This window comes from Streptomyces sp. NPDC046712 (genome assembly GCF_040645695.1).
GTDB lineage: Bacteria > Actinomycetota > Actinomycetes > Streptomycetales > Streptomycetaceae > Streptomyces.
Map to the genome: position 1 here is coordinate 64,535 of NZ_JBEYYW010000003.1, position 21,161 is coordinate 85,695.

General features: G+C 72.5%; 21 protein-coding genes and 1 pseudogene. 14 read left to right on the top strand and 8 right to left on the bottom strand.

Going from position 1 to position 21,161, the window contains the following annotated elements; translation table 11 throughout:
- Nucleotides 1-111 precede the first annotated feature (111 nt).
- The 4 genes from ABZ939_RS04780 to ABZ939_RS04795 all read left to right on the top strand — a co-directional run bounded on the left by ABZ939_RS04780 (nt 112) and on the right by ABZ939_RS04795 (nt 2,733).
- Nucleotides 112-1,197, top strand: coding sequence for an LLM class flavin-dependent oxidoreductase (locus tag ABZ939_RS04780; protein WP_361849341.1), 1,086 nt, complete (start codon nt 112-114; stop codon nt 1,195-1,197).
- A 3-nt stretch (nt 1,198-1,200) separates the two neighbouring features.
- Nucleotides 1,201-1,824, top strand: coding sequence for an FMN reductase (locus ABZ939_RS04785; protein ID WP_361849344.1), 624 nt, complete (start codon nt 1,201-1,203; stop codon nt 1,822-1,824).
- A 53-nt stretch (nt 1,825-1,877) separates the two neighbouring features.
- Complete coding sequence (locus ABZ939_RS04790; protein WP_361849347.1) at nt 1,878-2,300, top strand: universal stress protein; 423 nt, start codon at nt 1,878-1,880, stop codon at nt 2,298-2,300.
- Between the two features lie 61 nt (nt 2,301-2,361).
- Nucleotides 2,362-2,733: a VOC family protein gene (locus ABZ939_RS04795; protein ID WP_361849350.1), complete on the top strand. Its 372-nt coding sequence runs from the start codon at nt 2,362-2,364 to the stop codon at nt 2,731-2,733.
- On the opposite strand, the gene ABZ939_RS04800 is transcribed toward ABZ939_RS04795, so the two are convergent.
- Both ABZ939_RS04800 and ABZ939_RS04805 read right to left on the bottom strand, forming a co-directional pair.
- Complete coding sequence (locus ABZ939_RS04800) at nt 2,734-3,600, bottom strand: ABC transporter permease (RefSeq protein ID WP_361849353.1); 867 nt, start codon at nt 3,598-3,600, stop codon at nt 2,734-2,736.
- On the bottom strand, nt 3,597-4,595 hold the full coding sequence (locus tag ABZ939_RS04805; protein ID WP_361849356.1) for an ATP-binding cassette domain-containing protein: 999 nt from the start codon (nt 4,593-4,595) through the stop codon (nt 3,597-3,599). The genes ABZ939_RS04800 and ABZ939_RS04805 overlap by 4 nt, the downstream gene beginning before the upstream one ends.
- A 194-nt stretch (nt 4,596-4,789) precedes the next feature.
- Here ABZ939_RS04805 and ABZ939_RS04810 point away from each other — a divergent pair, with 194 nt between their 5' ends.
- Nucleotides 4,790-5,347 (top strand): hypothetical protein, encoded by a 558-nt coding sequence (locus tag ABZ939_RS04810; RefSeq protein ID WP_361849359.1) that lies wholly within the window; start codon nt 4,790-4,792, stop codon nt 5,345-5,347.
- Here the strand turns inward: ABZ939_RS04810 and ABZ939_RS04815 are convergent.
- The 5 genes and pseudogenes from ABZ939_RS04815 to ABZ939_RS04835 all read right to left on the bottom strand — a co-directional run bounded on the left by ABZ939_RS04815 (nt 5,275) and on the right by ABZ939_RS04835 (nt 8,527).
- Nucleotides 5,275-5,709, bottom strand: a complete 435-nt coding sequence (locus ABZ939_RS04815; protein ID WP_361849362.1) for a hypothetical protein — start codon at nt 5,707-5,709, stop codon at nt 5,275-5,277. The two genes, ABZ939_RS04810 and ABZ939_RS04815, sit on opposite strands and share 73 nt — an antisense overlap.
- A 92-nt stretch (nt 5,710-5,801) precedes the next feature.
- Entirely contained in the window at nt 5,802-6,215 is a 414-nt protein-coding gene (locus ABZ939_RS04820) for a RidA family protein (protein ID WP_361849365.1), read from the bottom strand.
- A gap of 116 nt (nt 6,216-6,331) precedes the next feature.
- Nucleotides 6,332-6,598 (bottom strand): annotated as a pseudogene (locus ABZ939_RS04825) (MFS transporter); the annotation flags it as partial.
- A 69-nt stretch (nt 6,599-6,667) separates the two neighbouring features.
- Nucleotides 6,668-7,141 carry an Rrf2 family transcriptional regulator gene (locus tag ABZ939_RS04830; protein ID WP_361849962.1) on the bottom strand — a complete coding sequence of 158 codons (474 nt, stop codon included), beginning with the start codon at nt 7,139-7,141 and terminating at the stop codon, nt 6,668-6,670.
- A gap of 30 nt (nt 7,142-7,171) precedes the next feature.
- A complete protein-coding gene (locus ABZ939_RS04835; protein WP_361849368.1) occupies nt 7,172-8,527 on the bottom strand; it encodes a PLP-dependent aminotransferase family protein in 1,356 nt (451 codons plus the stop codon).
- An 81-nt stretch (nt 8,528-8,608) separates the two neighbouring features.
- On the opposite strand from ABZ939_RS04835, the gene ABZ939_RS04840 reads away from it, so the two are divergent.
- The 8 genes from ABZ939_RS04840 to ABZ939_RS04875 all read left to right on the top strand — a co-directional run bounded on the left by ABZ939_RS04840 (nt 8,609) and on the right by ABZ939_RS04875 (nt 16,559).
- Nucleotides 8,609-9,400: an alpha/beta fold hydrolase gene (locus tag ABZ939_RS04840; RefSeq protein WP_361849371.1), complete on the top strand. Its 792-nt coding sequence runs from the start codon at nt 8,609-8,611 to the stop codon at nt 9,398-9,400.
- Nucleotides 9,401-9,438: 38 nt separating this feature from the next.
- Nucleotides 9,439-9,867 carry a hypothetical protein gene (locus tag ABZ939_RS04845; RefSeq protein ID WP_361849374.1) on the top strand — a complete coding sequence of 143 codons (429 nt, stop codon included), beginning with the start codon at nt 9,439-9,441 and terminating at the stop codon, nt 9,865-9,867.
- Nucleotides 9,864-10,301 carry a hypothetical protein gene (locus ABZ939_RS04850; RefSeq protein WP_361849377.1) on the top strand — a complete coding sequence of 146 codons (438 nt, stop codon included), beginning with the start codon at nt 9,864-9,866 and terminating at the stop codon, nt 10,299-10,301. The genes ABZ939_RS04845 and ABZ939_RS04850 overlap by 4 nt, the downstream gene beginning before the upstream one ends.
- Nucleotides 10,302-10,338: 37 nt before the next feature.
- A complete protein-coding gene (locus ABZ939_RS04855; protein ID WP_361849380.1) occupies nt 10,339-11,319 on the top strand; it encodes an endonuclease/exonuclease/phosphatase family protein in 981 nt (326 codons plus the stop codon).
- Between the two features lie 18 nt (nt 11,320-11,337).
- The gene (locus ABZ939_RS04860) at nt 11,338-11,586 is read left to right on the top strand and encodes a DUF2630 family protein (RefSeq protein WP_361849382.1); all 249 of its coding nucleotides are present in this window, start codon (nt 11,338-11,340) and stop codon (nt 11,584-11,586) included.
- Nucleotides 11,587-11,836: 250 nt separating this feature from the next.
- Nucleotides 11,837-13,795, top strand: coding sequence for an FUSC family protein (locus tag ABZ939_RS04865; RefSeq protein ID WP_361849384.1), 1,959 nt, complete (start codon nt 11,837-11,839; stop codon nt 13,793-13,795).
- A 200-nt stretch (nt 13,796-13,995) separates the two neighbouring features.
- Complete coding sequence (locus ABZ939_RS04870; protein ID WP_361849386.1) at nt 13,996-15,468, top strand: APC family permease; 1,473 nt, start codon at nt 13,996-13,998, stop codon at nt 15,466-15,468.
- 101 nt (nt 15,469-15,569) lie between these two features.
- Entirely contained in the window at nt 15,570-16,559 is a 990-nt protein-coding gene (locus ABZ939_RS04875; RefSeq protein WP_361849388.1) for a hypothetical protein, read from the top strand.
- A 37-nt stretch (nt 16,560-16,596) separates the two neighbouring features.
- Here ABZ939_RS04875 and ABZ939_RS04880 read toward each other — a convergent pair whose 3' ends face one another.
- The gene (locus ABZ939_RS04880; RefSeq protein ID WP_361849390.1) at nt 16,597-18,633 is read right to left on the bottom strand and encodes a PhoX family protein; all 2,037 of its coding nucleotides are present in this window, start codon (nt 18,631-18,633) and stop codon (nt 16,597-16,599) included.
- Nucleotides 18,634-19,040: 407 nt separating this feature from the next.
- Between ABZ939_RS04880 and ABZ939_RS04885 the strand changes: the two genes are divergently transcribed.
- A complete protein-coding gene (locus ABZ939_RS04885; protein WP_361849392.1) occupies nt 19,041-21,116 on the top strand; it encodes a VWA domain-containing protein in 2,076 nt (691 codons plus the stop codon).
- Nucleotides 21,117-21,161 lie beyond the last annotated feature (45 nt).

A 21,161-nucleotide genomic window follows, 5' to 3' on the forward strand; every position in this document is an offset into this window, starting at 1 on the left:
GTGAAGGCGATGAGAGACCCGCGGAATACAGGACGTGGGCGCACGGTTGAGCGTGATGGTTTAAGATTCAACCACTAGCTCCGAGAAGCGCCCCATCGAGAGGTGAGCACGATGCAGTTCGGGATCTTCACCGTCGGCGACGTGACGACCGACCCCACCACCGGCCGCACCCCCACCGAGCACGAGCGGATCAAGAACACGGTGGCCATCGCGCTCAAGGCCGAAGAGGTCGGGCTCGACGTCTTCGCGACCGGCGAGCACCACAACCCGCCGTTCGTGCCGTCCTCCCCGACCACCCTCCTCGGGCACATCGCCGCGCGGACCGAGAACCTGATCCTGTCCACGTCCACGACGCTGATCACCACCAACGACCCGGTGAAGATCGCCGAGGACTACGCCACCCTCCAGCACCTCGCCGACGGCCGGGTGGATCTCATGATGGGGCGCGGCAACACCGGCCCCGTCTACCCGTGGTTCGGCCAGGACATCCGCCAGGGCATCCCGCTCGCCATCGAGAACTACGCCCTCCTCCACAAGCTGTGGAGGGAGGACGTCGTCGACTGGGAGGGGAAGTTCCGCAGCGCCCTGCAGGGCTTCACCTCCACGCCGCGCCCGCTCGACGGCGTCCCGCCGTTCGTCTGGCACGGCTCCATCCGCTCCCCCGAGATCGCCGAGCAGGCCGCGTACTACGGCGACGGCTTCTTCGCCAACCACATCTTCTGGCCCAAGCAGCACACCGAGAAGATGGTCCGCCTCTACCGGCAGCGCTACGCGCACTACGGCCACGGCACGCCCGAGCAGGCGATCGTCGGCCTCGGCGGGCAGGTCTTCATGCGCAAGAACTCCCAGGACGCGATACGGGAGTTCCGCCCGTACTTCGACAACGCCCCCGTCTACGGCCACGGCCCGTCCCTCGAGGAGTTCAGCCGGGAGACGCCGCTGACCGTCGGCTCCCCGCAGGAGGTCATCGACCGCACGCTCTCCTTCCGGGACTACGTCGGCGACTACCAGCGGCAGTTGTTCCTGGTGGACCACGCGGGTCTGCCGCTGAAGACGGTCCTGGAGCAGCTCGACATCCTCGGCGAGGAGGTCGTCCCGGTGCTGCGCAAGGAGTTCGCCAACCTGCGGCCGGCCGGCGTCCCGGAGACCGCCCCGCTCCACCCCGCCCTCACCCGTACGTCGCCCCAGGAGGCGTAAGTCATGCAGACCCTGAAGCTGGTCGCCGTGTCCGCCGGACTGAGCTCCCCGTCCTCGACGAGGCTGCTCGCCGACCGGCTCGCCAAGGCGGCCCAGGAGCGGCTCACCGAGCAGGAGTACGCGGTCGAGGTCCGGGTCGTGGAGTTGCGCGACCACGCCGTCGACATCGCGAAGAACTTCGTGACGGGCTTCCCCTCGGCGGAGCTCCAGAACACGATCGACGCGGTGACGGCGGCGGACGGGGTCATCGCGGTGACCCCTGTCTTCACCGCCTCCTACAGCGGTCTGTTCAAGTCCTTCTTCGACCTGATCGACCCGGACGCGCTGACCGGCAAGCCGGTGCTGATCGGCGCGACCGGCGGGACCGCCCGCCACTCCCTGGTGCTCGACCACGCCCTGCGGCCGCTCTTCTCCTACCTGCGGGCGCTCGTCGTCCCGACCGCCGTCTACGCGGCCTCGGAGGACTGGGGTTCGGGCGGCGACGAGTACACCGACGGCCTGCCGTCCCGGATCGGCAGGGCGGGCCACGAGCTCGCGGACCTCGTCGCGGCCCGGCCGGCGCGGGAGGCCGACGAGGACGAGGTCGTGCCGTTCGAGCGTCAGCTGGCGGATCTGCGCCTGGATTGATCCACTTTGTTACGTTGATGGCGGATGTGCCGTACGACGAACGGAGGTCGGCCATGGCCGGCAGGATCGTGGTGGGCGTGGACGGTTCGGAGCCGTCCCTGAAGGCGCTGAAGTGGGCGGCCGCGCAGGCCGCCCTCACCGGGGACTCGCTCCAGGCGGTGATCGGGTGGGAGTACCCGTCGACCTGGACGGCAGCGCCCGGGGTGCCGCCGGAGTTCAACCCCGAAATGCTCGCCGAACAGTTCCTGGACGAGTCCCTGGCCAAGGCGCTGGACCCGGCCGTCGCCGCCGGCGTGACCCGCACGGTCGTCGGCGGCAACCCGGCCCAGGCCCTGGTCGACCAGGCCGAGGGCGCGTCCCTGCTGGTCGTCGGCGACCGCGGCCGGGCCGGCTTCAAGGCCGCGGTGCTGGGCTCCGTCTCCACCAGGGTGGCCCAGCACGCCCCGTGTCCGGTGGTCGTGGTCCGCGGCGAGTGACGCCGCCTCCCGAGTGACGCCACGTCATGCGCCCGGGGCCCGCCGGGCGCATGATGCCTTCATGGACATCAAGCTGGAACTGATCGGCGTGCCCGTCACCGACATCGACCGGGCCAAGGCCTTCTACGAGCGGGTGGGCTTCCACGCCGACCACGACATCCCGGTCAGCGACGAGATCCGCTTCGTCCAGATGACCCCGCCCGGCTCGGCCTGCTCGATCGCCTTCGGCAAGGGCATCACGGAGATGAAGCCGGGGTCCCTGGACAACATGCAGGTCGTCGTCGCCTCCATCGAGGAGGCCCACGCAGACCTCACCCGGCGGGGCATCGAGGTCAGCGCGATCGACGACCAGCCCTGGGGCTCGTTCGTCTACTTCGCCGACCCGGACGGCAACCGCTGGTCGGTCCAGCAGACCACGCCACGGAACGGCTGACTACTTGCGGTTGTAGAGCCGCATCGTGATCGCCCCGAAGACCACCACGAACAGCGCCGACCACCCCAGCGACCAGGCGATGTCCGCCGCCGGCCAGTTCCCGGCCATCAACTCGCGTACGGCCGTCGCCAGATGCGTCACCGGGCTGTTGTTGACGAACGCCTGCAGCCAGCCGGGCATCGTGCTCGGGTCCACGAAGACGTTGGACAGGAACGTCAGCGGGAAGATCACCATCATGCTGACGCCCATGACCGACTTCTCGCTGCGCAGCATCAGTCCGAACATGGTCCAGATCCACGAGAACGCGAACGAGAACACCAGCAGCAGCGCGACGCCGAGTAGCACGCCGACCACGCCGCCGTCCGGCCGGTAGCCGATGATCATGCCGACGGTCACCATGACCGCCGAGGCGATCAGATAGCGCACCACGTCGCCGAGCAAATAGCCCACCATCGGCGCGGGCCGCCAGATCGGCAGCGTACGGAAGCGGTCGAAGACGCCCTTCTCGATGTCCGTGTTGACCGAGACACCCGTGTACATCGTGATCATCACGACGCTCATCACGAGGATGCCCGGCAGCAGGAACTGGATGTACGCCGAGACCGAGCCGGCCAGCGCGCCCCCGAAGAGGTACGTGTACATCAGCACCATCATGATCGGGAACGCCGTCACGTCGAACAGCTGCTCCGGCACGTGCTTGATCTTCAGCATGGCCCGCCAGCCGAAGGTCAGCGACGCGGAGAGCGCGCTGGGACGCGGCGGGCGGGACTGCCCCACGAGCAGCGCCGCGAGCTCGTCCGTCTTCGGGGCGACGAAGTCGAGGGTGTCGGTGGTCTGCGTGTCCTTGCCGGTGGTGACGGTGGTCATGCCGTCGTTCCCTTCCGGTCGGGGGTCGTGGTGCCGTCGGCCGGCCTGTCCGTGAGCGCCAGGAACACCTCGTCGAGGCTGGGCTGCCCGAGCCCGAAGTTGTCGACCGTGATGCCGGCCCGCGCCAGCTCCGCCAGCGCCCGCGCGGCCTGCTCGGCGGCGCCCAGGTCCGTCCCGTGGCCGTTGACGGTGGCCGTGAGCGCGACCGGGTCCGGGTCGAGCTGCACGGTGGCCTTCAGGGCGTCCTGGAGGACCCGCTCGGCCTCCGGGCGCTGCTCGGGGTGCCGGAGCCGTACGTGCACCGAACCCGAGCCGACGGACGCCTTCAGCTCGCCCTTCGTGCCCTCCGCGATCACCTTCCCGTGGTCGATGACGGCGATACGGGAGGCCAGCTGGTCCGCCTCGTCCAGGTACTGGGTGGTCAGCAGGACGGTCGTGCCCTGGGCGACGACCGCGCGGACGATGTCCCAGACCTGGTTGCGGCTGCGCGGGTCGAGGCCGGTCGTCGGTTCGTCGAGAAAGAGCAGGTCGGGGGTGTTGAGGATGGACGCGGCGATGTCGATACGGCGCCGCATGCCGCCCGAGTAGTTCTTGATCTGCTTGTCGGCGGCCTCCGCGAGCCCGAACGCGGCGAGCAGCTGCGCCGAGCGCTCCCGGGCGGCGGGCCGGGTGTGGCCGAGGAGCCTGCCGAGCAGGACCAGGTTCTCGGTGCCGGTGAGGTCCTCGTCGACGGAGGCGTACTGGCCGGTGAGGCTGACCCGGCCGCGTACGGTGTCGGCGTCCTTGACGACGTCCTTGCCGAAGACGCTGGCCCGGCCGCCGTCGGGGCGGAGAAGGGTGGCGAGCATCTTGACGGCCGTGGTCTTGCCCGCGCCGTTGGGGCCGAGGACGCCGTAGACGGTGCCGGCCGGAACGCGCAGATCGATGCCGTCGACGGCACGGTTCGTGCCGAAGACCTTGACCAGGCCCTCGGTCTCGATGGCGAGGTCGGTCATGCGCTGTCCTCCCGGCTGCCGGGTTCGGGTCCGCTTCAACCAGTCTCCGACGGAGGCGCCCGGGATGCCATGGGGAGGACGGAGGTCCCGGAGGGCGGGTTGGACGGGGAGGAGCCCGGCTCCCCCGTGCGGCGGAGGCGGAACGGCCGTCGGGGCGACGACCGAGGGGGCCTCCCAGCGGCACGCTGAGGGACATGATGAAGATCAAGGCCCTGCCCGACGTGCCCCGTTGGGCTGCCCTCGCCGCCCACGCCGTGCCGCTGATCGTCCTGCCCTCGGGCATCTGGCGGATCGCGCTGACGCTGGGACTGCCCGTCGCCAGGGTCGACGACCCGGGGTTCGCCCAGAACGTGTACCAGATCGTTCTGACCGTCGTCGGCGAGCTGCTCGCCTTCCTCACCCTCGGGCTCGTCCGCTCCTGGGGCGAGGTGTTCCCCCGGTGGATCCCGTTCCTCGGCGGGCGGGCCGTCTCCCCGCGCGGCGCGACCGCCGCCGCGCTGGGCGGGGCGACGGGGCTCGTCGCACTGATCGGCTGGTTCACGTACGTGGCGCTCGCGGGGATCGGACAGAACGCCGCCGGCACGCACACGGACGGCCCGGTCCAGGACGCGCTGTTCTACGCCTGCTACCTCCCGCTGATCGCCTGGGCCCCGCTGCTCGCCGCCGTCGCCGTCGCCTACTACCGCCGCCGTACCGGAGTGCGGTCCGGGGCCGCGCTCGTGGGCGCTCCGGACGCGTCCTCGTGCGTGTAGAACAGGTAGAACGCGGTGAGGAACGTGGCCGCGGCCACCACCAGGCCCAGTACCGTCGCGGACAGCACGCTGACCCGCGACAAGCTGAAGAGGAAGCCGATCGCGCAGCCGGCGAGCACCGCCCAGGCCGCGGCGCGCAGTTCACGTGGCAGGACGCGGCCCCATTGCCGCAGCGCGTACACCGCCCCGGCGAGCACGACTCCGGAGACCAGTCCGAGCAGGACCTGGCCCCAGGTGATGACGCCACCGGAGCGCTGGATCGCCGCCGCGTAGAAGCCGTAGGCGAATCCCAGCGTGACGGGCAGACCCCAGCCGTGCGTACTCATATGCCGTCGCGTCGGCACCGCTGCGTGTGCGGCCATGGCAGGAGCTCCTTCACTCTCGCCCCCCTGCACCCTCCAGGGCACACCCGGAGCCCCTGCCCCCGCAACTGGATCAGCGGTGGTCGGGCTGATCAGCCCGCCGGCCGCACCGCGACCGCGTCGATCTCGAAGAGCATCCCGGGCAGCGCCAGGGACGCGACCCCGCTGAGCGTCTGCGCGGGCAGCCGGTCGCCGAAGGCGCCGTGCAGCGCCTTGCCCAGCACCTCCAGCTTCGCGAGGTCGTGGTCGACGATGTACGAGCCGAGGCGCACGACGTGCTCGAAGCCGAGCCCCACGCCCTCCAGCGCGAGCCGGAGGCGCGTGAAGGACAGCTCGACCTGGGCGGCGAAGTCCCCGGGCACGGGGGCGCCGGTCTCGTCGGAGGCGTACTGGCCGCCGATGAAGACGAGTTCGCCGGGGGCGGAGACGGCGTGGCTGTAGCCGAAGGGGGACGGGTCGTGGAGCGTGCCGGGGTTGGTGATCGAGCGCTGGTCGGTGCTGGTCATGCCGGGTGTGTCCTTCCGGGGAGTACGGCCGCCAGGCAGGCGGCCAGGGTGAGCGCGGCGCCCGTGAGGAGCACCGTGGAGAGCGTGGTCGCGTCGACGAGCAGCCCGCCGAGGAGGGCGCCGAGCGCGAGGGCCATCAGGACGAGGACCGCGCGCCGGTCGGCCCCGGCCGCCCGGAGGGCGATCAGCGGGGCGGAGACGGCGGCCACGAGGCCCGGGACGGTCACCATCAGGCCCGCCGTACCGGCGGACACGCTGAGCTCGGCCCCGACCGGGGTGAGCAGCCCGACCGGCAGCAGCTCCGCCGTCATGACGGTGAAGATGCCGAGCGTGACCGCCCCGACCGGGGCCCACGCCGCCCGTTCAACCTGGATATTCAACATCCAGAATTACCCCCTTGAAAAGCCCTCCCGGCCGGGAGGGCGCGTCGAATGAACAGCCGGGCCGACCGCTCAGGCGTTGGCGAACCAGCGGCGGATACGGTCCGGTGCCGCAGGCGCCTGGCGCTCCGCCCGCTCCCGTACGTCGTCCAGCGTCCGGGCCGCCAGCTCCCGCCGCCAGGCCAGCTCCGCCGCGCCCATCGCGCCCGCGATCGCGCACTCGGCGACGTAGCTCCCGGCCGGCCCGGCGCCGGGCCCCTGCTGCCGGATCTCCGAGCAGCGGAACGCCTCCTCCGGGCCCTCGATCGCCGTGACGACGTCCATGAGGGTGATCCGGTCGAGCGGCCGCGCCAGCCGGAAGCCGCCCTTGGGCCCGGAGACCGAGGTGACGATCCCGGCCCGGGAGAGGGCCTGGAGCTGCTTGTTGAGGTAGGCGGCGGGAAGCTCGTGGTACGCCGCGAGCCGCGCTGCCGTCACCGCCCGCTCCGGCCCGATCCAGGCCAGGTTGAGGCAGCTGTGCAGCGCCCATTCGACGCCCTCGTTCATCCTCATGTCCTGGATATTAGATGTCCAGGATCATGCGGGCAACCCGTTTCCGCCCGGCCCGGCCTCCGCCAGCTCCGCGAGCCGCGCGAGCACCCCCTCCAGGACGCGTACGGGCGGCGACGCGAGGCCCAGCCTGACCGCGTCCACCGCCCCGTGCCCGCTCCCGCCCACCGCGAAGGCCGTGCCCGGGGTCAGCGCGATGCCCCGCTCCGCCGCCGCGGCCACGAAGGTCTCCGCCCGCCACGGCGCCGGCAGCTCCCACCAGCAGTAGTACGCGTGCGGCGAGGTACGGATCGCGTACGCCCCCAGGTGCCGCCGCACCAGCATGTGCCGGGCCGCCGCGTCCACGCGCTTCGCCCCCACGACCTCCGCCACCGTCCCGTCCGCCGCCCACCGGGTCGCCGCCGCGAGCGCCAGGCCGCCCGCCGTCCACGCGCCGGAGCGCAGCGCCCGCGCGAGGTCCTCCACCCGGCCCTCCGGCGCGACGAGATGCCCGACGGTCAGGCCGGGCGCGAGCCGCTTGGACAGACTGTCCACGAGCACCACCCGCTCAGGCGCGTGGGCGGCGAGCGGCGCCGGGCCGTCCGGCACGAGGAACGCCCAGGTGGTGTCCTCGATCGCGAAAAGCCCCGACTCCCGCAGCACGCCAGCCAGTTCGGCCCTGCGCCCCGAACCCGCCGTCATGGACAGCGGATTGTGCAGGGTCGGCTGGACGTACACGGCCGAGATCGGACCCGTACGGTGGGCCGCCGCCAGCGCGTCCGGCCGCATCCCCTCCGCGTCGAGCGCGATCGGCACAAGCCGTACACCGAGCCGCTCCGCCACCGTCTTGACCAGCGGATACGTCAGTGCCTCGACACCCAGCGCACCGCCCGGCGGCACGAGCGCGGAGATCGCCGCCGCGATGGCCTGGCGGCTGTTGCCCGCGAAGAGCACCCGGTCAGGGTCCGGCTCCCAGCCCGCCCGCGCGAGCACCCGCACCGCCGCCGCCCTCGCCTCCGGCGTGCCCACGGCCGCCGCCGGACGCACCGTCGCCTCGGCGAGCACATCAGGTCGGGCGAGGGACGCGAGCGCCCGCGCCATCAGTTCGGACTGCCCCTCCACCACCGGGTAGTTGAGCTGGAGATCGACCGGAGCGTCCCCGGTCGCCTCGGCCAGCGCCGGCCCGGGCAGCGGCGGCGCCGCCCGGACGAACGTGCCGCGCCCCACCTCGCCGACGACCAGGCCGCGGCGGGCCAGCTCGCCGTACACGCGGATCGCGGTGGAGTTGGCGATGCGGTGCCGGCGGGCGAAGGCCCGCTGGGGCGGCAGCCGGTCGCCGGGCCGCAGCCGCCCGTCCGCGATCCGCTCCGCCACCCGGTCGGCGATCCTGCGGTACTCGTCCATCCGACCGACGGCCCCCTCACATTGCACCGAGAGCAAAGATCTTATTGCACCGAGAAGTTCGGGCTGCCTAGCCTTCGGACCATGCCCTCCGCAGAGATCAACGGACTCACGATCGGCTACGAGGACCAGGGCACGGGCCCCGCGCTCGTCCTGATCCACGGCCACCCCTTCGACCGCACCATGTGGCAGCCCCAGATCGACCGCTTCTCCGCCACGCACCGGGTCGTCGCCCCCGACCTGCGCGGCTACGGAACGACCACCGTCGTCCCCGGCACCACCCCGCTCTCCGCCTTCGCCGCCGACCTCGCCGCCCTCCTCGACCACCTCGGCATCGAGGAGTTCGTCCTCGGCGGGCTCTCCATGGGCGGCCAGATCGTCATGGAGTGCTACCGCCTCTTCCCCGGCCGGATCCGCGGCCTCGTCCTCGCCGACACCTTCCCCGCCGCCGAGACCGAGGAGGGGAAGGCCGGCCGCCGCGCCCTCGCCGACCGGCTGATCCACGAGGGCATGAAGGGGTACGCCGACGAGGTGCTCGACCGGATGGTCGCGCCGTACAACACCCACGCCGCACCCCACGTCCACCGGATGATGTGCGCGACCGACCCCGAGGGCGCGGCGGCGGCCCTGCGCGGCCGGGCCGAGCGCCCCGACTACCGGGCGCTGCTCACCACCGTCTCCGTACCGGCCCTGGTGGTCGTCGGCCGCGACGACGCGTACACGCCGGTGGCGGACGCGGAGGCGATGCACGCGCTGCTTCCCGACTCCACGCTGGCGATCGTCGAACGGGCCGCGCACATGCCGAACCTGGAGCGTCCGGCCGACTTCGACGCGGCGCTCGACGCCTTCCTCGGTTCACTCGTTCGGCCCAGCTGAACAAGCCGCGCCCGAGACGGCGACCGGACGATGACCGCATGAGCCAGAACACCGCACCTCCGAGGCAAAGCACCGGTTCAGGCGCCGCCTGGGCCTCCGGCGGCACCATGTTCGCCGGTGTCCTGATGCTGGTCATCGGCGTCATGGACATCCTTCAGGGCATCGTCGCGATCGCCGAGGACGACGTCTACACCCGCGTCGGCGACTACATCTTCAAGTTCGATCTGACCAGCTGGGGCTGGATCCATCTCTGCCTCGGCATCGTCGTGGCCATCGCCGGCGCCGGAATTCTCATGGGCACCGGATGGGGCCGGATCGCCGGTATCGCCCTGGCCTCGCTGAACGTCATCGCCCAGTTCCTCTTCCTGCCGTACCACCCGTGGTGGGCGCTGTTCTCGATGGCGATCTCGATCTTCGTGATCTGGGCGCTGGCCACGGACGAGTTCTACGGCAAGGACACGGTGTGACCCGCGCCCTCGCCGTCTCGGCCACCGTGCTCCTCGCGCTGACCGTTCCCACCGTGACCGGCTGCACCGAGGAGGACCAGCAGAAGGCCGAGGACATCGTCTCCTCCGCCACCGCGGCCGTTGCCTCGGCGGCCCAGGAGAAGATGAACCAGGTCAAGGGCGGGGTGAACGCAACCGGCGACGTGAAGGCCGGGCCGACGAAGGCCGAAGGAGACCGGACCACCGCCGAGATCACCGCCACCAACCCGAGGGACAAGAACGCCGACTACACGATCATGGTCAACTTCCGTGACAGCGACGGCAATCTGCTCGACGCCGTCGTCCTGAACATCGACGGCGTCGAGCCGGGGAAGTCCAAGACCGGTACGGCACGCAGCAATCGCACCCTCGCGGGCGACACGAAGGCGGAAGTCGCCCAGGCACTGCGACACTGACGGTGTGGACCGCGTCCTAGCAGCTCCCCCGAGCTCCGTGCCCGAACCCACCGCGCCCGTACGGCCCAGGCAACGCACCATCGCCTGGGCCGCCGGGCTGCTGGTCGCCGTACCGACCCTGGTCACCGGCTGCCGGCTCCTCGGCACCGACGCGTTCACCCCCGTACCGCAGTTGCTGTCCTTCCTGCCCTGGCTGACCCTTCCGGCCGGTCTCGCGCTGCTCCTCGCCGTGATCGCCCGGCGGCGGCTGCTCGCCGGATGGGCGGCGCTCGTCGTGGCGGTGACCGCCTGGTTCGTCCTGCCGTACGGCCCGGACACGACCACCGCCCGCGGACCCGTCGTCGAACGGCTCCGGGTGCTCACCGCCAACGTCGAGTTCGGCCAGGCCACCGAGGCCCTGGCCGAGGCCGTACGCCGCGAGCGGCCGCAGCTCGTGTACGTCTCCGAGTGCGGCCCCTCCTGCGTCCGCACCCTCACCGCCGCCCTGGGCACGAGCCACCCCCATCGGGCCGTCGTGGGCGGCGAGGGCTCGAGGGGCTCGGTGATCCTGAGCGCGTACCCGCTGACCGCGCGGCCCGCGATCCCGGCCGTGATGGGGATGCCCGGCGCCACCTCGCGGATCGGCGGCCGGACCGTGGAGCTGCGGCTGTCGCACCCGCTGCCGCCGATCCCGCGCCAGGTCCACCTCTGGAAGCGCGAGCTGGGGCGGGTGGAGGACTTCGCCGCCGCGCACCGCGACGACGGGCCCGTGATCCTGGCCGGCGACTTCAACGCCTCCCAGGACCACGCCGCCTTCCGCTCGGTCCTGGACGCCGGCCGGCTGCACGACGCCGCCCGGCTCGCGGGCGGGGCCAGGACCCCGACCTGGCCGCGGGAGGCGCGGCTGCCGCCGTACGTCCAGATCGACCACGTGCTGGTCAGCGACGACTTCCGGGTGCGCGGGGTGCGCTTCCTCGACCTCGCGGAGACGGACCACCGGGCCGTGCTCGCCGAGCTCGACCTGCACGCCGGGCGCTGATCGGCCACGCTGGATTACATGGACCAGATGTACGACGACGACGAGATCCTGGCGAACATCGGCGCCCTCGTCGAGGAGGAGCGGGCCCTGCGGCAGCGGGTCGGCGGACTGCTCCCCGAGGAGCTGACCCGGCTCGCCGAGCTGGAGGTGCAACTGGACCAGTGCTGGGACCTCTTGCGCCAGCGCCGCGCGAAGGCGGAATTCGGCGAGGACCCGGACACGGCGGCGGTCCGCCCGGCATCAGAAGTCGAAAGCTACCGCAGCTAGCCCTCCACCCCCCGTGTGGGCAATCGTCCCGCTGTGGGGGTCCCCCCAGGGCGAAGCCCTAGGGGGAGGGACGGGTGGGCACACGGGACGGCGCCCTTGCCGGGCCCAGGCCCCCGGTCCGTACGGTGCCTACGGGTGCGGCGCCGTCGCGGGGTCGCGCCCACCCGCTCCCCCGGGGAGGGGTGGGCACCGCCCTGCCGAACGCCTGGCCACAACCCGGTAGTGGGCGGTCGCGCCGTAAGTTGGGGGCATGGCGCGCACCCCCCGGCTCTCCCCGCCCCCCTGGCTCACCGCCGGGCTTCGCCCGACCGCCGCGCCGATTCCATGGGCCGCCGTCGCCCGCGCCTCGATCGCGCTCTCCGCGCCCCTCGCCGTCGGCCTCGCCGTCGACCAGCCCGTCTACGGCGCGCTGGTCTCCATGGGCGCCCTCGCCGGCGTCATCGGCGACACCGCCGACGCGTACCGGATGCGGTTCTACAACATCGCCGTCCCCCAGGTCTTCGGCGCGCTCGGTGTCACCCTCGGCTCCCTCGTCTTCGGCCAGGGCTGGCTCGCCGTCATCGTCCTGACCCTGGTCGCGCTCGTCTCCGGGATGATCTCCTCGATCGGCGCCGTCGCCTCCGTATCGGGCCTGCTGCTCCTCCTCAACGCGGTCGTCGGCGCCGGCCTGCCCATGCCCGAGCCCTGGTGGAGGCCGCCGCTGCTGCTCGGCCTCGGCGGGGTCGTCGTCCTCGTGCTGACCCTGCTCGGCTGGCCCCTGCGCCGCGGCATCCCGGAGCGGTCGGCCGTCGCCGGCACCTACCGGACCGTCGCCGACATCCTCGAAGCCGCCGGAACCGACGCGTACGACGAGAAACGCCAGGCCGTCACCACCTCCCTCAACCAGTCCTACGACCTCGTCCTCGCCCGCCGCACCCGCGTGCACGGCCGCACGCCCGCCCTCGTCCGGCTACTCGCCCAGCTGAACGCCCTGATCCCACTCGTGGAGGCCGCCCCGGCCGCGCACCTCTCGGCGCGGCGGCTCCACCGGCCGCTGCCCGCCGAGATCCCGGCGGCCGTGCGCGAACTGGCCGACGCGGTCGAGGAGGGCCGTACCGGCACGCCCGTCCTCGACCTCCCGGAGGCCACGCGCCCGTCCGAGAAGGCCGTCGACCAGGCCCTGCGCCATGCGGCGACCGTCGTCCACGCGGCGGAGCCCAACCCCTACAACGTCGACGACCGGCTCGGCCGCCCCGCCGCCCTGCGCGTCCGGGTCCGCCGCACCGCCCGCGCCGTGCTGTTCTCCAAGGAGTCCTGGCGGTACGGGCTGCGGCTCGCGCTCTGCATCGGCCTCGCCCAGGCGCTGGTCTCCCTCATCGACGTACCCCGCTCCTACTGGGTCGCCCTCACCGTCACCTTCGTCCTCAAGCCGGACTTCGGCTCCGTCTTCTCCCGGGCCGTGCTGCGCGCGGCCGGCACCGCGGCCGGGCTCGTCGTCGCCGCGCTGATCCTCGCCGAGGTGCCGCGCGGATGGTGGGACGTGCCGGTGATGTTCGTGCTCGCCGCGCTGATCCCGGCCTTCTCCGCGAAGGGGTACGCCTTCCAGACCGCGGCGATCACCCCCGTCATCCTGCTGCTCTCCGACCTCCTCAACCGCCAGGGCTTCGACCTGGTGCTGCCCCGGCTGTACGACTCGCTCATCGGCTGCGGGATCGTCCTCGTCTTCGGATACCTGCTCTGGCCGGAGTCCTGGCACAGCCGCATCGGCGACCGGCTCGCGGACGCCGTCGCCGACTCCGCGGCGTATGTGAACCGGGCGTTCTGCTCACCCCGGGAGGAGGACCCGGCCGCCCGCGTCCGCGCCCGTCGCGTGCTCTACCGCGACCTGTCCGTCGTACGTTCCGAGTTCCAGCGCGCCCTGACCGAACCGCCGCCGACCGGCACCGTGGCCTCCGCCTGGTGGCCGCTGGTCGTCGCCGTGGAGCGGATCGTCGACGCCACCACCGCCGCCCGGGTCCGCGTCGACCACGGCGCCCCGGCGCCCGATCCGGCGGAAGTGGACGCGGTCGAACAGCAGTTGCGGGAGCTCGCCGACGGACTGCGCAGCAGCGACGTCCTCGTGGAGGTACGGGCGGAGCTGAGCGGCGACGAGGAGGGGGTCCTCGCACCGCTGCGCCACGAGGTGACGGCGGCCCGGGCCATCGCGACTCCCCGGCGCGAGACGGACTAAACACCCGACGCGGGGCGTACGGAAGCCCTTACCGGCGGTCACTGAACGGAACCCTCCATACCGCCGTTACCGGAATCCACGGGTGCGACTACGATGCGCTCGATTCACCTTGATCCGTGCTCGTTCCGGCGAACAAGTGACCCGGCGACACGGTCACTTCGTCCTGCACCACCCCCCACGTGCCTCCAAGGACATCCGCCATGCGCACCACCACCGGCAGAGGGCTCCAGCCCAATGTCCTCGGGACCTTCGACACGATCGTCATGGCCGTCGCGGGCAGCGCACCCGCCTACTCGCTCGCCGCCACCACCGCCGTCCTCTTCGGCGCGGTCGGCCTGGCCGGACCGGCGGCGCTGCTCTACTGCGCGATACCGATGCTCGGCATCGTCCTCGCCTACGCCCGCCTCGGCCGGATCGACGTCAACGCGGGCGCCGGGTACTCCTGGGTGGGCCGCACCCTCCACCCCTTCCTCGGCTTCCTCTCCGGCTGGGCCCTCGTCGTCTCCGCGACCGTCTTCATGGTCGCCGGCTCGCTGCCCGCCGGAGCGATGACGCTCTCCCTGATCGATCCGGAACTCGCCGACAACACCCCGCTGGCCGCCGCCGTCGGCGCCGGCTGGTTCCTGATGATGCTGCTCGTCGTCCTCGGCGGCGCCCGACTCACCGTTCGGGCCCAACTGCTCATGTCGGGCGTCGAGATCCTGATCCTCCTCCTCTTCGTCCTCGCCGCCGTCGCCCACCGCGGCCACGCCACCGCCTTCGACTGGTCCTGGTTCGGCTTCGGCCACTTCGACGGACCGGCCGGCTTCGCCTCCGGCGCGCTGATCGCCGCGTTCTACTACTGGGGCTGGGACGTCACGAGCAACCTCAGCGAGGAGACACGCGACAGCCGCCGCACCGCCGGACTCGCCGCCCTCGTCGGCGTCGGCGTCGTCTTCCTGCTCTTCGAGGCGTTCACGGTCGCGGTCAACGTGCTGCTGAGCGCCGGTCAGATCGAGTCGGCCGGGGCGAACGTGCTCGCCGTCCTCGGCCAGGAGATCTGGCCGGGCGTCGGCGGCAAGCTGCTGATCGCGGCGGTACTGCTGTCCACCGTCGCCACCCTGGAGACCACCCTCATCCAGGTGACCCGCTCGCTGTTCGCGATGGGTCGCGACCGCACGATGCCGGCCGCGCTCGGCACCGTGCACCGCCGCTGGAACACCCCGTGGGTGGCGATCGCCGCCGTCGGGGCCGCCGCGCTGCTGATGTTCGGCGCGGCCGCGGCCGCCGGCTCCGTGGGGTCGATCCTCCGCGACGCCGTCTCCGCGATCGGCCTCCAGATCGCGTTCTACTACGGCCTCGCGGGCATCGCCGCGGTCGTCGCGTACAAGGGCATGCTGCTGACCTCCGTACGTAACTTCCTCATCGGCGGGCTCTGGCCGCTCCTCGGCGCCGCGTTCATGCTGTGGGCGTTCGTCGAGTCGCTCGGCGAACTCTCCACGACCGCCCTGGCCATCGGCCTCGGCGGGCTGCTCGCCGGTGTCGTCCCGATGCTCGTGTACTGGCGGAAGGGGAGCGCGTACTACCGTCCCTCCCGGCTCGACGCGGCCCGCGCGCTGGCCGCTGCAGAACCGTTCGGGCGGACCACACCCCGCGCCCGCCGCGCGGACGAATCGCTCGCCACCGATTTCTGACCTCCGACGTCCCACCCCTGACGTCTCACCGCCGGCTTCTGAAAATTTCTGGCTTCCGAACACCTGGCTACTGAACTTCTGGCTACTGAGGGAGGACCCGGATGGCCGCTCTCCGCCGACCGTCCCGCTCGGCGCGCTCCGCACGCTTCGCGCCCGACCTCGACCCGGACTTCGGGGACCGCGCGCTCACCGAGGCGCGCCACGACATGGTCATCGGCCGCTGGCAGGGCGTACGCGACCTGCTGCGGGCCACCGGCGAGGACTGGCCGCGCCGCACGCACCGGCTGCGGCTCCTCGCGCACGCCGCCGCGGGCAGCTCCACGGTCGAGGCCTGGCGGGCGGCCGAGCCGGACAGCCCGGACGCGGCGGTGCTGCGGGCCGCGACCGAGGTGGTCCGGGTCTTCGACACGGCCATCGCGGCCGGCCGGGGCAGCACCGTGGACCGGGGACGGCTCGACGCGACCGTCGACGCCTGCCTCGGCGCCGCCCAGGCGGCGCCCACCGACCCGATGCCGTGGGTCTCGCTGCTCTCGGTGGCCCGGCTCTACGAGGGCGGGGTGCAGCGCCGCGAACTACGGCAGTGGTTCGACGAGTTGCGGCGCAGGGACCCGTACAACACCGAGGGACACGCGCAGCTGCTGCGCTACTGGTCGGCGCGGTGGCACGGCACGCACGGCGCGATGTACGACTTTGCGCGCGACGCGGCGGGAGTGGCACCGCCCGGCTCGCCGCTGCCGGTGCTCGTCCAGCTCGCGCGGGTGGAGGAGTACCGCTACATCGCGGACGGGGCGCTCGGGCGCGGGCCGGTGCGCGGCTTCGACCAGCACTGGAAGCACGAGCTCGCGGTGACGGAGCTGCGCCGGACGCACGCCCGCTGGATCGGCGGCCGGGAACCGGGCCGCCCGGTCGCCCCGGAGGAGGTCGCGGACCTCAACTACCTGGCACACGCGGCCTGTTACGCGGGCCAGGTGGAGGTGGCACGCGAGCTGCTCGGGATGCTCGGGGCCCGGGCGTCGTGGGTGCCCTGGTCGTACACCGGGGATCCGGAGGAGCAGTTCGTACGGTTCAGGGAGGGCCTGGGGGTGGTGTGAGGACGCCCCCCGCGCCCTCACACCACCGTCATCCGGCTCAGACGCCGATGTCGCGGCCGTCCTTGCGCCAGACGGCGACGACGGACGGGCGGACGATCTTGCCGGGGCCGTCGGGCCAGACCGAGGCGGGCTTCTCGACGGACGCGCCGTCGATCTCGCCCGGGTGCTGGACGGCGACCACGACCCGGCGGTCCTGGATGATCGGACCGCAGGTCTCGGCGCCCTTCGGGACCGTCAGGAACTGCTTGAGCTCACCGCGCCGCTCGCCCTGCGTCGCGACACCGAAGAGGCCGTCGTGCGAGCCGAGCTGGTTGCCGTCGGTCGAGAGCCACAGGTTGCCGTACGGGTCGAAGGCGACGTTGTCCGGGCAGGAGATCGGGGAGACCTTGTCCTTGGGGAAGCCCGCGAAGTACGTGGCCGGGTCGTTCGGGTCGCCCGCGACGAGGAAGAGACGCCAGGCGAAACCGTCGGAGGCCGGGTCGTCCCAGTGCTCGGCGAGCTCCAGGACCTGGCCGTGCTTGTTGAGGTTGCGCGGGTTGGCCTCGTCGGCGGGGGCGTAACCGGTCTTGCCGCGGTTGGAGTTGTTGGTGAGCGCGACGTAGACGCGGCCGGTGCGGGGGCTGGGCTCGACGTCCTCGGGCCGGTCCATCTTGGTGGCGCCGACCTTGTCACCGGCGAGGCGGGTGAAGACGTACACCTCCTCGGCGGTCATGCCGGGCACGTGGGACACGTTGCCGGTGGCGAGCGGGATCCACTGGCCGCTGCCGTCGAACTCGCCGTCGTTGGGCAGCTTGCCGGTGCCGTCGATCTCGGCCGGGCTGTCGCCGGTCAGCTTGGCGACGTACAGCGTGCCCTCGTCGAGCAGGGTGAGGTTGTGCTCGCGGGCGGCCCGGGAGTTCCCCTTCTTCATCCGCTTCGACGAGACGAACTTGTAGAAGTAGTCGAAGCGCTCGTCGTCACCCATGTAGACGACCGGACGGCCGTCCTCGGTGAGGCGGGGCTGCGCGGCCTCGTGCTTGAAGCGGCCGAGCGCGGTGCGCTTCTTCGGGGTGGAGTCGGGGTCGTACGGGTCGAGCTCGACGACCCAGCCATGGCGGTGGACCTCGTTGGGCTCCTGCTTGAGGTCGAAGCGCTTGTCGAACCGCTCCCACTTGCGCTCGGTGGCGCCGGAGCCGATGCCGTAGCGCTTGTCGGTGGCGCTGGAGCCGTTGGCGAAGTACTGGTTGAAGTTCTCCTCGCCGTGGAGGGTGGTGCCCCACGGGGTGGTGCCGCCTGCGCAGTTGTTGAGGGTGCCGAGGACCTTGCGGCCGGACGGGTCGGCGGAGGTACGCAGCAGCGCGGAGCCGGCGGCCGGGCCGGTCAGCTCGAACTCGCTGGTGGTGTGCAGACGGCGGTTGAGCGGGTGCCGGGTGACGGGCGTGAGCTTGCCGGAGCGGTACTCCTCCTGGACCACGACGACGGAGAGACCGTGGGCGGCCCAGGCGATCTCGACCTGCTCGCGGGTCGGGTTCTCGGCGTCGTAGCCCTTGAACATCAGGATTTCGTCGGTGTACTCGTGGTTCGCGACGAGGACCTGGCGGTTGTGCTCACCCCGGAGCGGGAGGAGGCTCAGGAAGTCGTTGTTGTACCCGAACTGCCCGGCCTGCGCCTTGGCGGTCTGCTTGTCGGCGTCGAAGGCCGGGGCGCCGCGGAGGATCGGCTCGCCCCAGCGGATGACGATGTTCTGCTCGTAGCCGGCGGGCACGGTGACCTGGTCGGCCGTGTTGGGCGCGACGGGCGTGAAGCGCAGGCCGCGGGCGCCGTCGATGCGTCCGGGCCGGCTGGTACGGGCCTCGGCGATCGGGGCGTTGCCGACGACGGCGCCACCGGCGGCGGCCGCGACGGTCACGACGGCGGCGGCGCGCATCAGGGAGCGGCGCGAGTAGGCACTGGCTATGACGTCGCCGACGTACTCGTTGTCGCTGGTGTTGGGCACCTCGTGGAAGCAGGCGTCACCACAGCGGTACCGGCAGGTGAGGGCGGAACGGCCGCCTCCGTGCGGGTTGGTGCTCAGCAGCGGCAGCAGTTTGCGCACTTCGTCCTCCTCCGGCGCACACTGCGCCCCCATGGTTCCGACATGGCGTCGGAAATCCGTTCGGCGGTGACGTTATGTGTGCACATCTGCACGGGGGCGGCGCCGGAGTGAACGTCGGATGAATGGGCGGGAACCGGGGGCATTCGGGGGGCGGTTCGAGGGGCGCTTGGGGCGCCGATGGCGACACACCAGGGGCCGCTAACCTTACGTGTCCGCCCTGGCCAGGGATGATTCCTCCCAGTACGGACATTCATCGCACCCAACTCATGCGAAAGGCCTCGCCCATGGGCATTCGGAGCTTGCTGCGCAAGGTGTTCGGACGCGACCGTGCGGATCAGCACGACGAAACTCCGGCAACCTCCGTCCCGCCCCAGGCGGACCGCGCGACGTCTGAGGAGCCCCAGTCGGTGACGCTGCCGTCCCCGACCCCGGCGGAGTCCGCGACCGAGCGGGCGACGGAGCCGGTGGCGGCCGAGCGTACGACCACCCGCCCGAAGGAGTCGGCGGCCCAGCGCGCCGCGGACGACCTGGTGGCGGCGGCCTTCGACAACCCGAAGGTCCCGGGCGCCCGAACGGCGGAGCCGGAGCCGACGACCGAGACCCCGGAGGCGGCTGTCACGGCCGAGGCCGAGGCCCCGGCTGTCGCGGACGAGGCCAAGACCGAGGCCGCCGCGGACGAAGCCGGGACCGAGGTAACCGCCGAGGCCCCCACCGCGGACGAGGCCGGGACCGAGATCGCCGCCGAGACGCCCGCCGGGCAGGACACGACGGCGTCCGCCGACGAAGCCACCGGCCCGGAGGGCGCGGCCGTCGCCGACACGGTCGCTTCTGAGGTCGCCGAGCCGGCCGAGCAGGTCGAGGCCGAAGGTGACACGGACACGTCCGCCGACGCCACGGCGGAGCCGCAGGCCGTCGCCGCGGACGCGGAGAAGCCGGCCGCCGAGGCCGAGGCGGCCTCTGTCGCGGACGAGCCGCACTCCGCACTCGACGCCGAGAGCACCACGTCGACCGACGCGTCCCCCGCCGCCGAGTCGGTCGAGCCGGCCCCGGAGGCCGCGACCGAAGCCGAGGACGCCGCCGCAGCGGAGCCGACGGCCGAAGCCGCGCCGGAGGCGTCGGAGAAGGCTGCCGCCGACGAGCAGACCACCGTCGCCGTGGCGGACGCCGACACCGCGCCGGAGGCGTCGGACGAGGCCGCAGCCGAGGACGAGCAGGTCACCACCCCCGTGGCGGAGGCCGACGCGGACGAGGCGCAGGCCGCCGAGGCCCCGGAGGCGGCTGTCTCCGAGGGCGAGCAGATCACCGCCCCCGTGGCGGACGCCGACACCGCGCCGGAGGCGCAGGCCGCGGACGCCGCCGCGGCGGAGCCGCAGACCGAAGCCGCGCCGGAGGCGTCGGACGAGGCTGCCGCCGAGGACGAGCAAGTCACCGCCCCCGTGGCTGAGGCCGACGCGGGCGAGCCGGAGGCGCAGGCCGCCGAGGCCCCGGAGCCCGCGACCGACGCGGCGGAGCCGCAGGACGTACTCGTCGCCGAGGCGACCGCGTCGGACGAGGCTGCCGCCGAGGACGAGCAGACCACCGCCCCCGTGGCGGAGCCGACGGCCGAAGCCGTCGCGGACGAGACCGCCGCCCCGGCCGAGCAGGCCGAGGGCGAAGGTGACACGTCCACCGACGCCACGGTGGAGCCGGAGACGGTCGCCGCGGACGTGGCGGCGCCGGTCGCCGAGGAGCCGCAGGACGACCCCGCGCCTCAGGCGGTCGCCGCAGACGTCGCCGCGCCGGTCGCCGAGGCGGCCGAACCCGAGCCGGAGGCGCAGGACGCCGCCCCCGCCACCCCGCTCGCCAAGGTCAAGGCCGACGCCCCGTACCTCGTCGAGGCGTACAAGGCCGCCGGGGCCGTGCTCAAGAAGCAGGGGCTCGTCGGGGCGCGGGCCGCCGTGTATCTCGTCGTCGACCGGTCCGGGTCGATGCGCGGGTACTTCAAGGACGGCTCCGTGCAGCGTCTCGCCGAGCAGACCGTCGCCCTCGCCGCCCACCTCAGCGAGGACGCCACCGCCACCGCCGTCTTCTTCTCCACCGACATCGACGGCACCGCCGAACTCCGCCCCGAGGGCCTCGAGGGCCGCATCGACGAGATCAACGCGGGCCTCGGCCGCCTCGGCCGTACCAACTACCACCGCGCCGTCGAAGAGGTCCTCGCCCACCACGAGAAGGCCGACCCGACCCGACCCGCGTTCGTCGTCTTCCAGACCGACGGCGCTCCCGAGTCGAAGACCGCCGCCACCCAGGCACTCGCCGAGGCCGCCGACCGCCCGATCCACTGGCAGTTCGTGGCCTGGGGCGAGGAGGACAACAAGGCCTTCGACTACCTCCGTAAGCTCACCGCCCCCCGCACCGGCACCTTCCTCGCCGGCGCGACCCCGTCCGAGACCGCGCACCCCGCCTTCTACCGCGGGCTGCTCGCCGACTGGCAGAACCAGTAGGAACCGGAACCAGCACCAGTAGGAACCGGCGCCAGTAGGAACCAG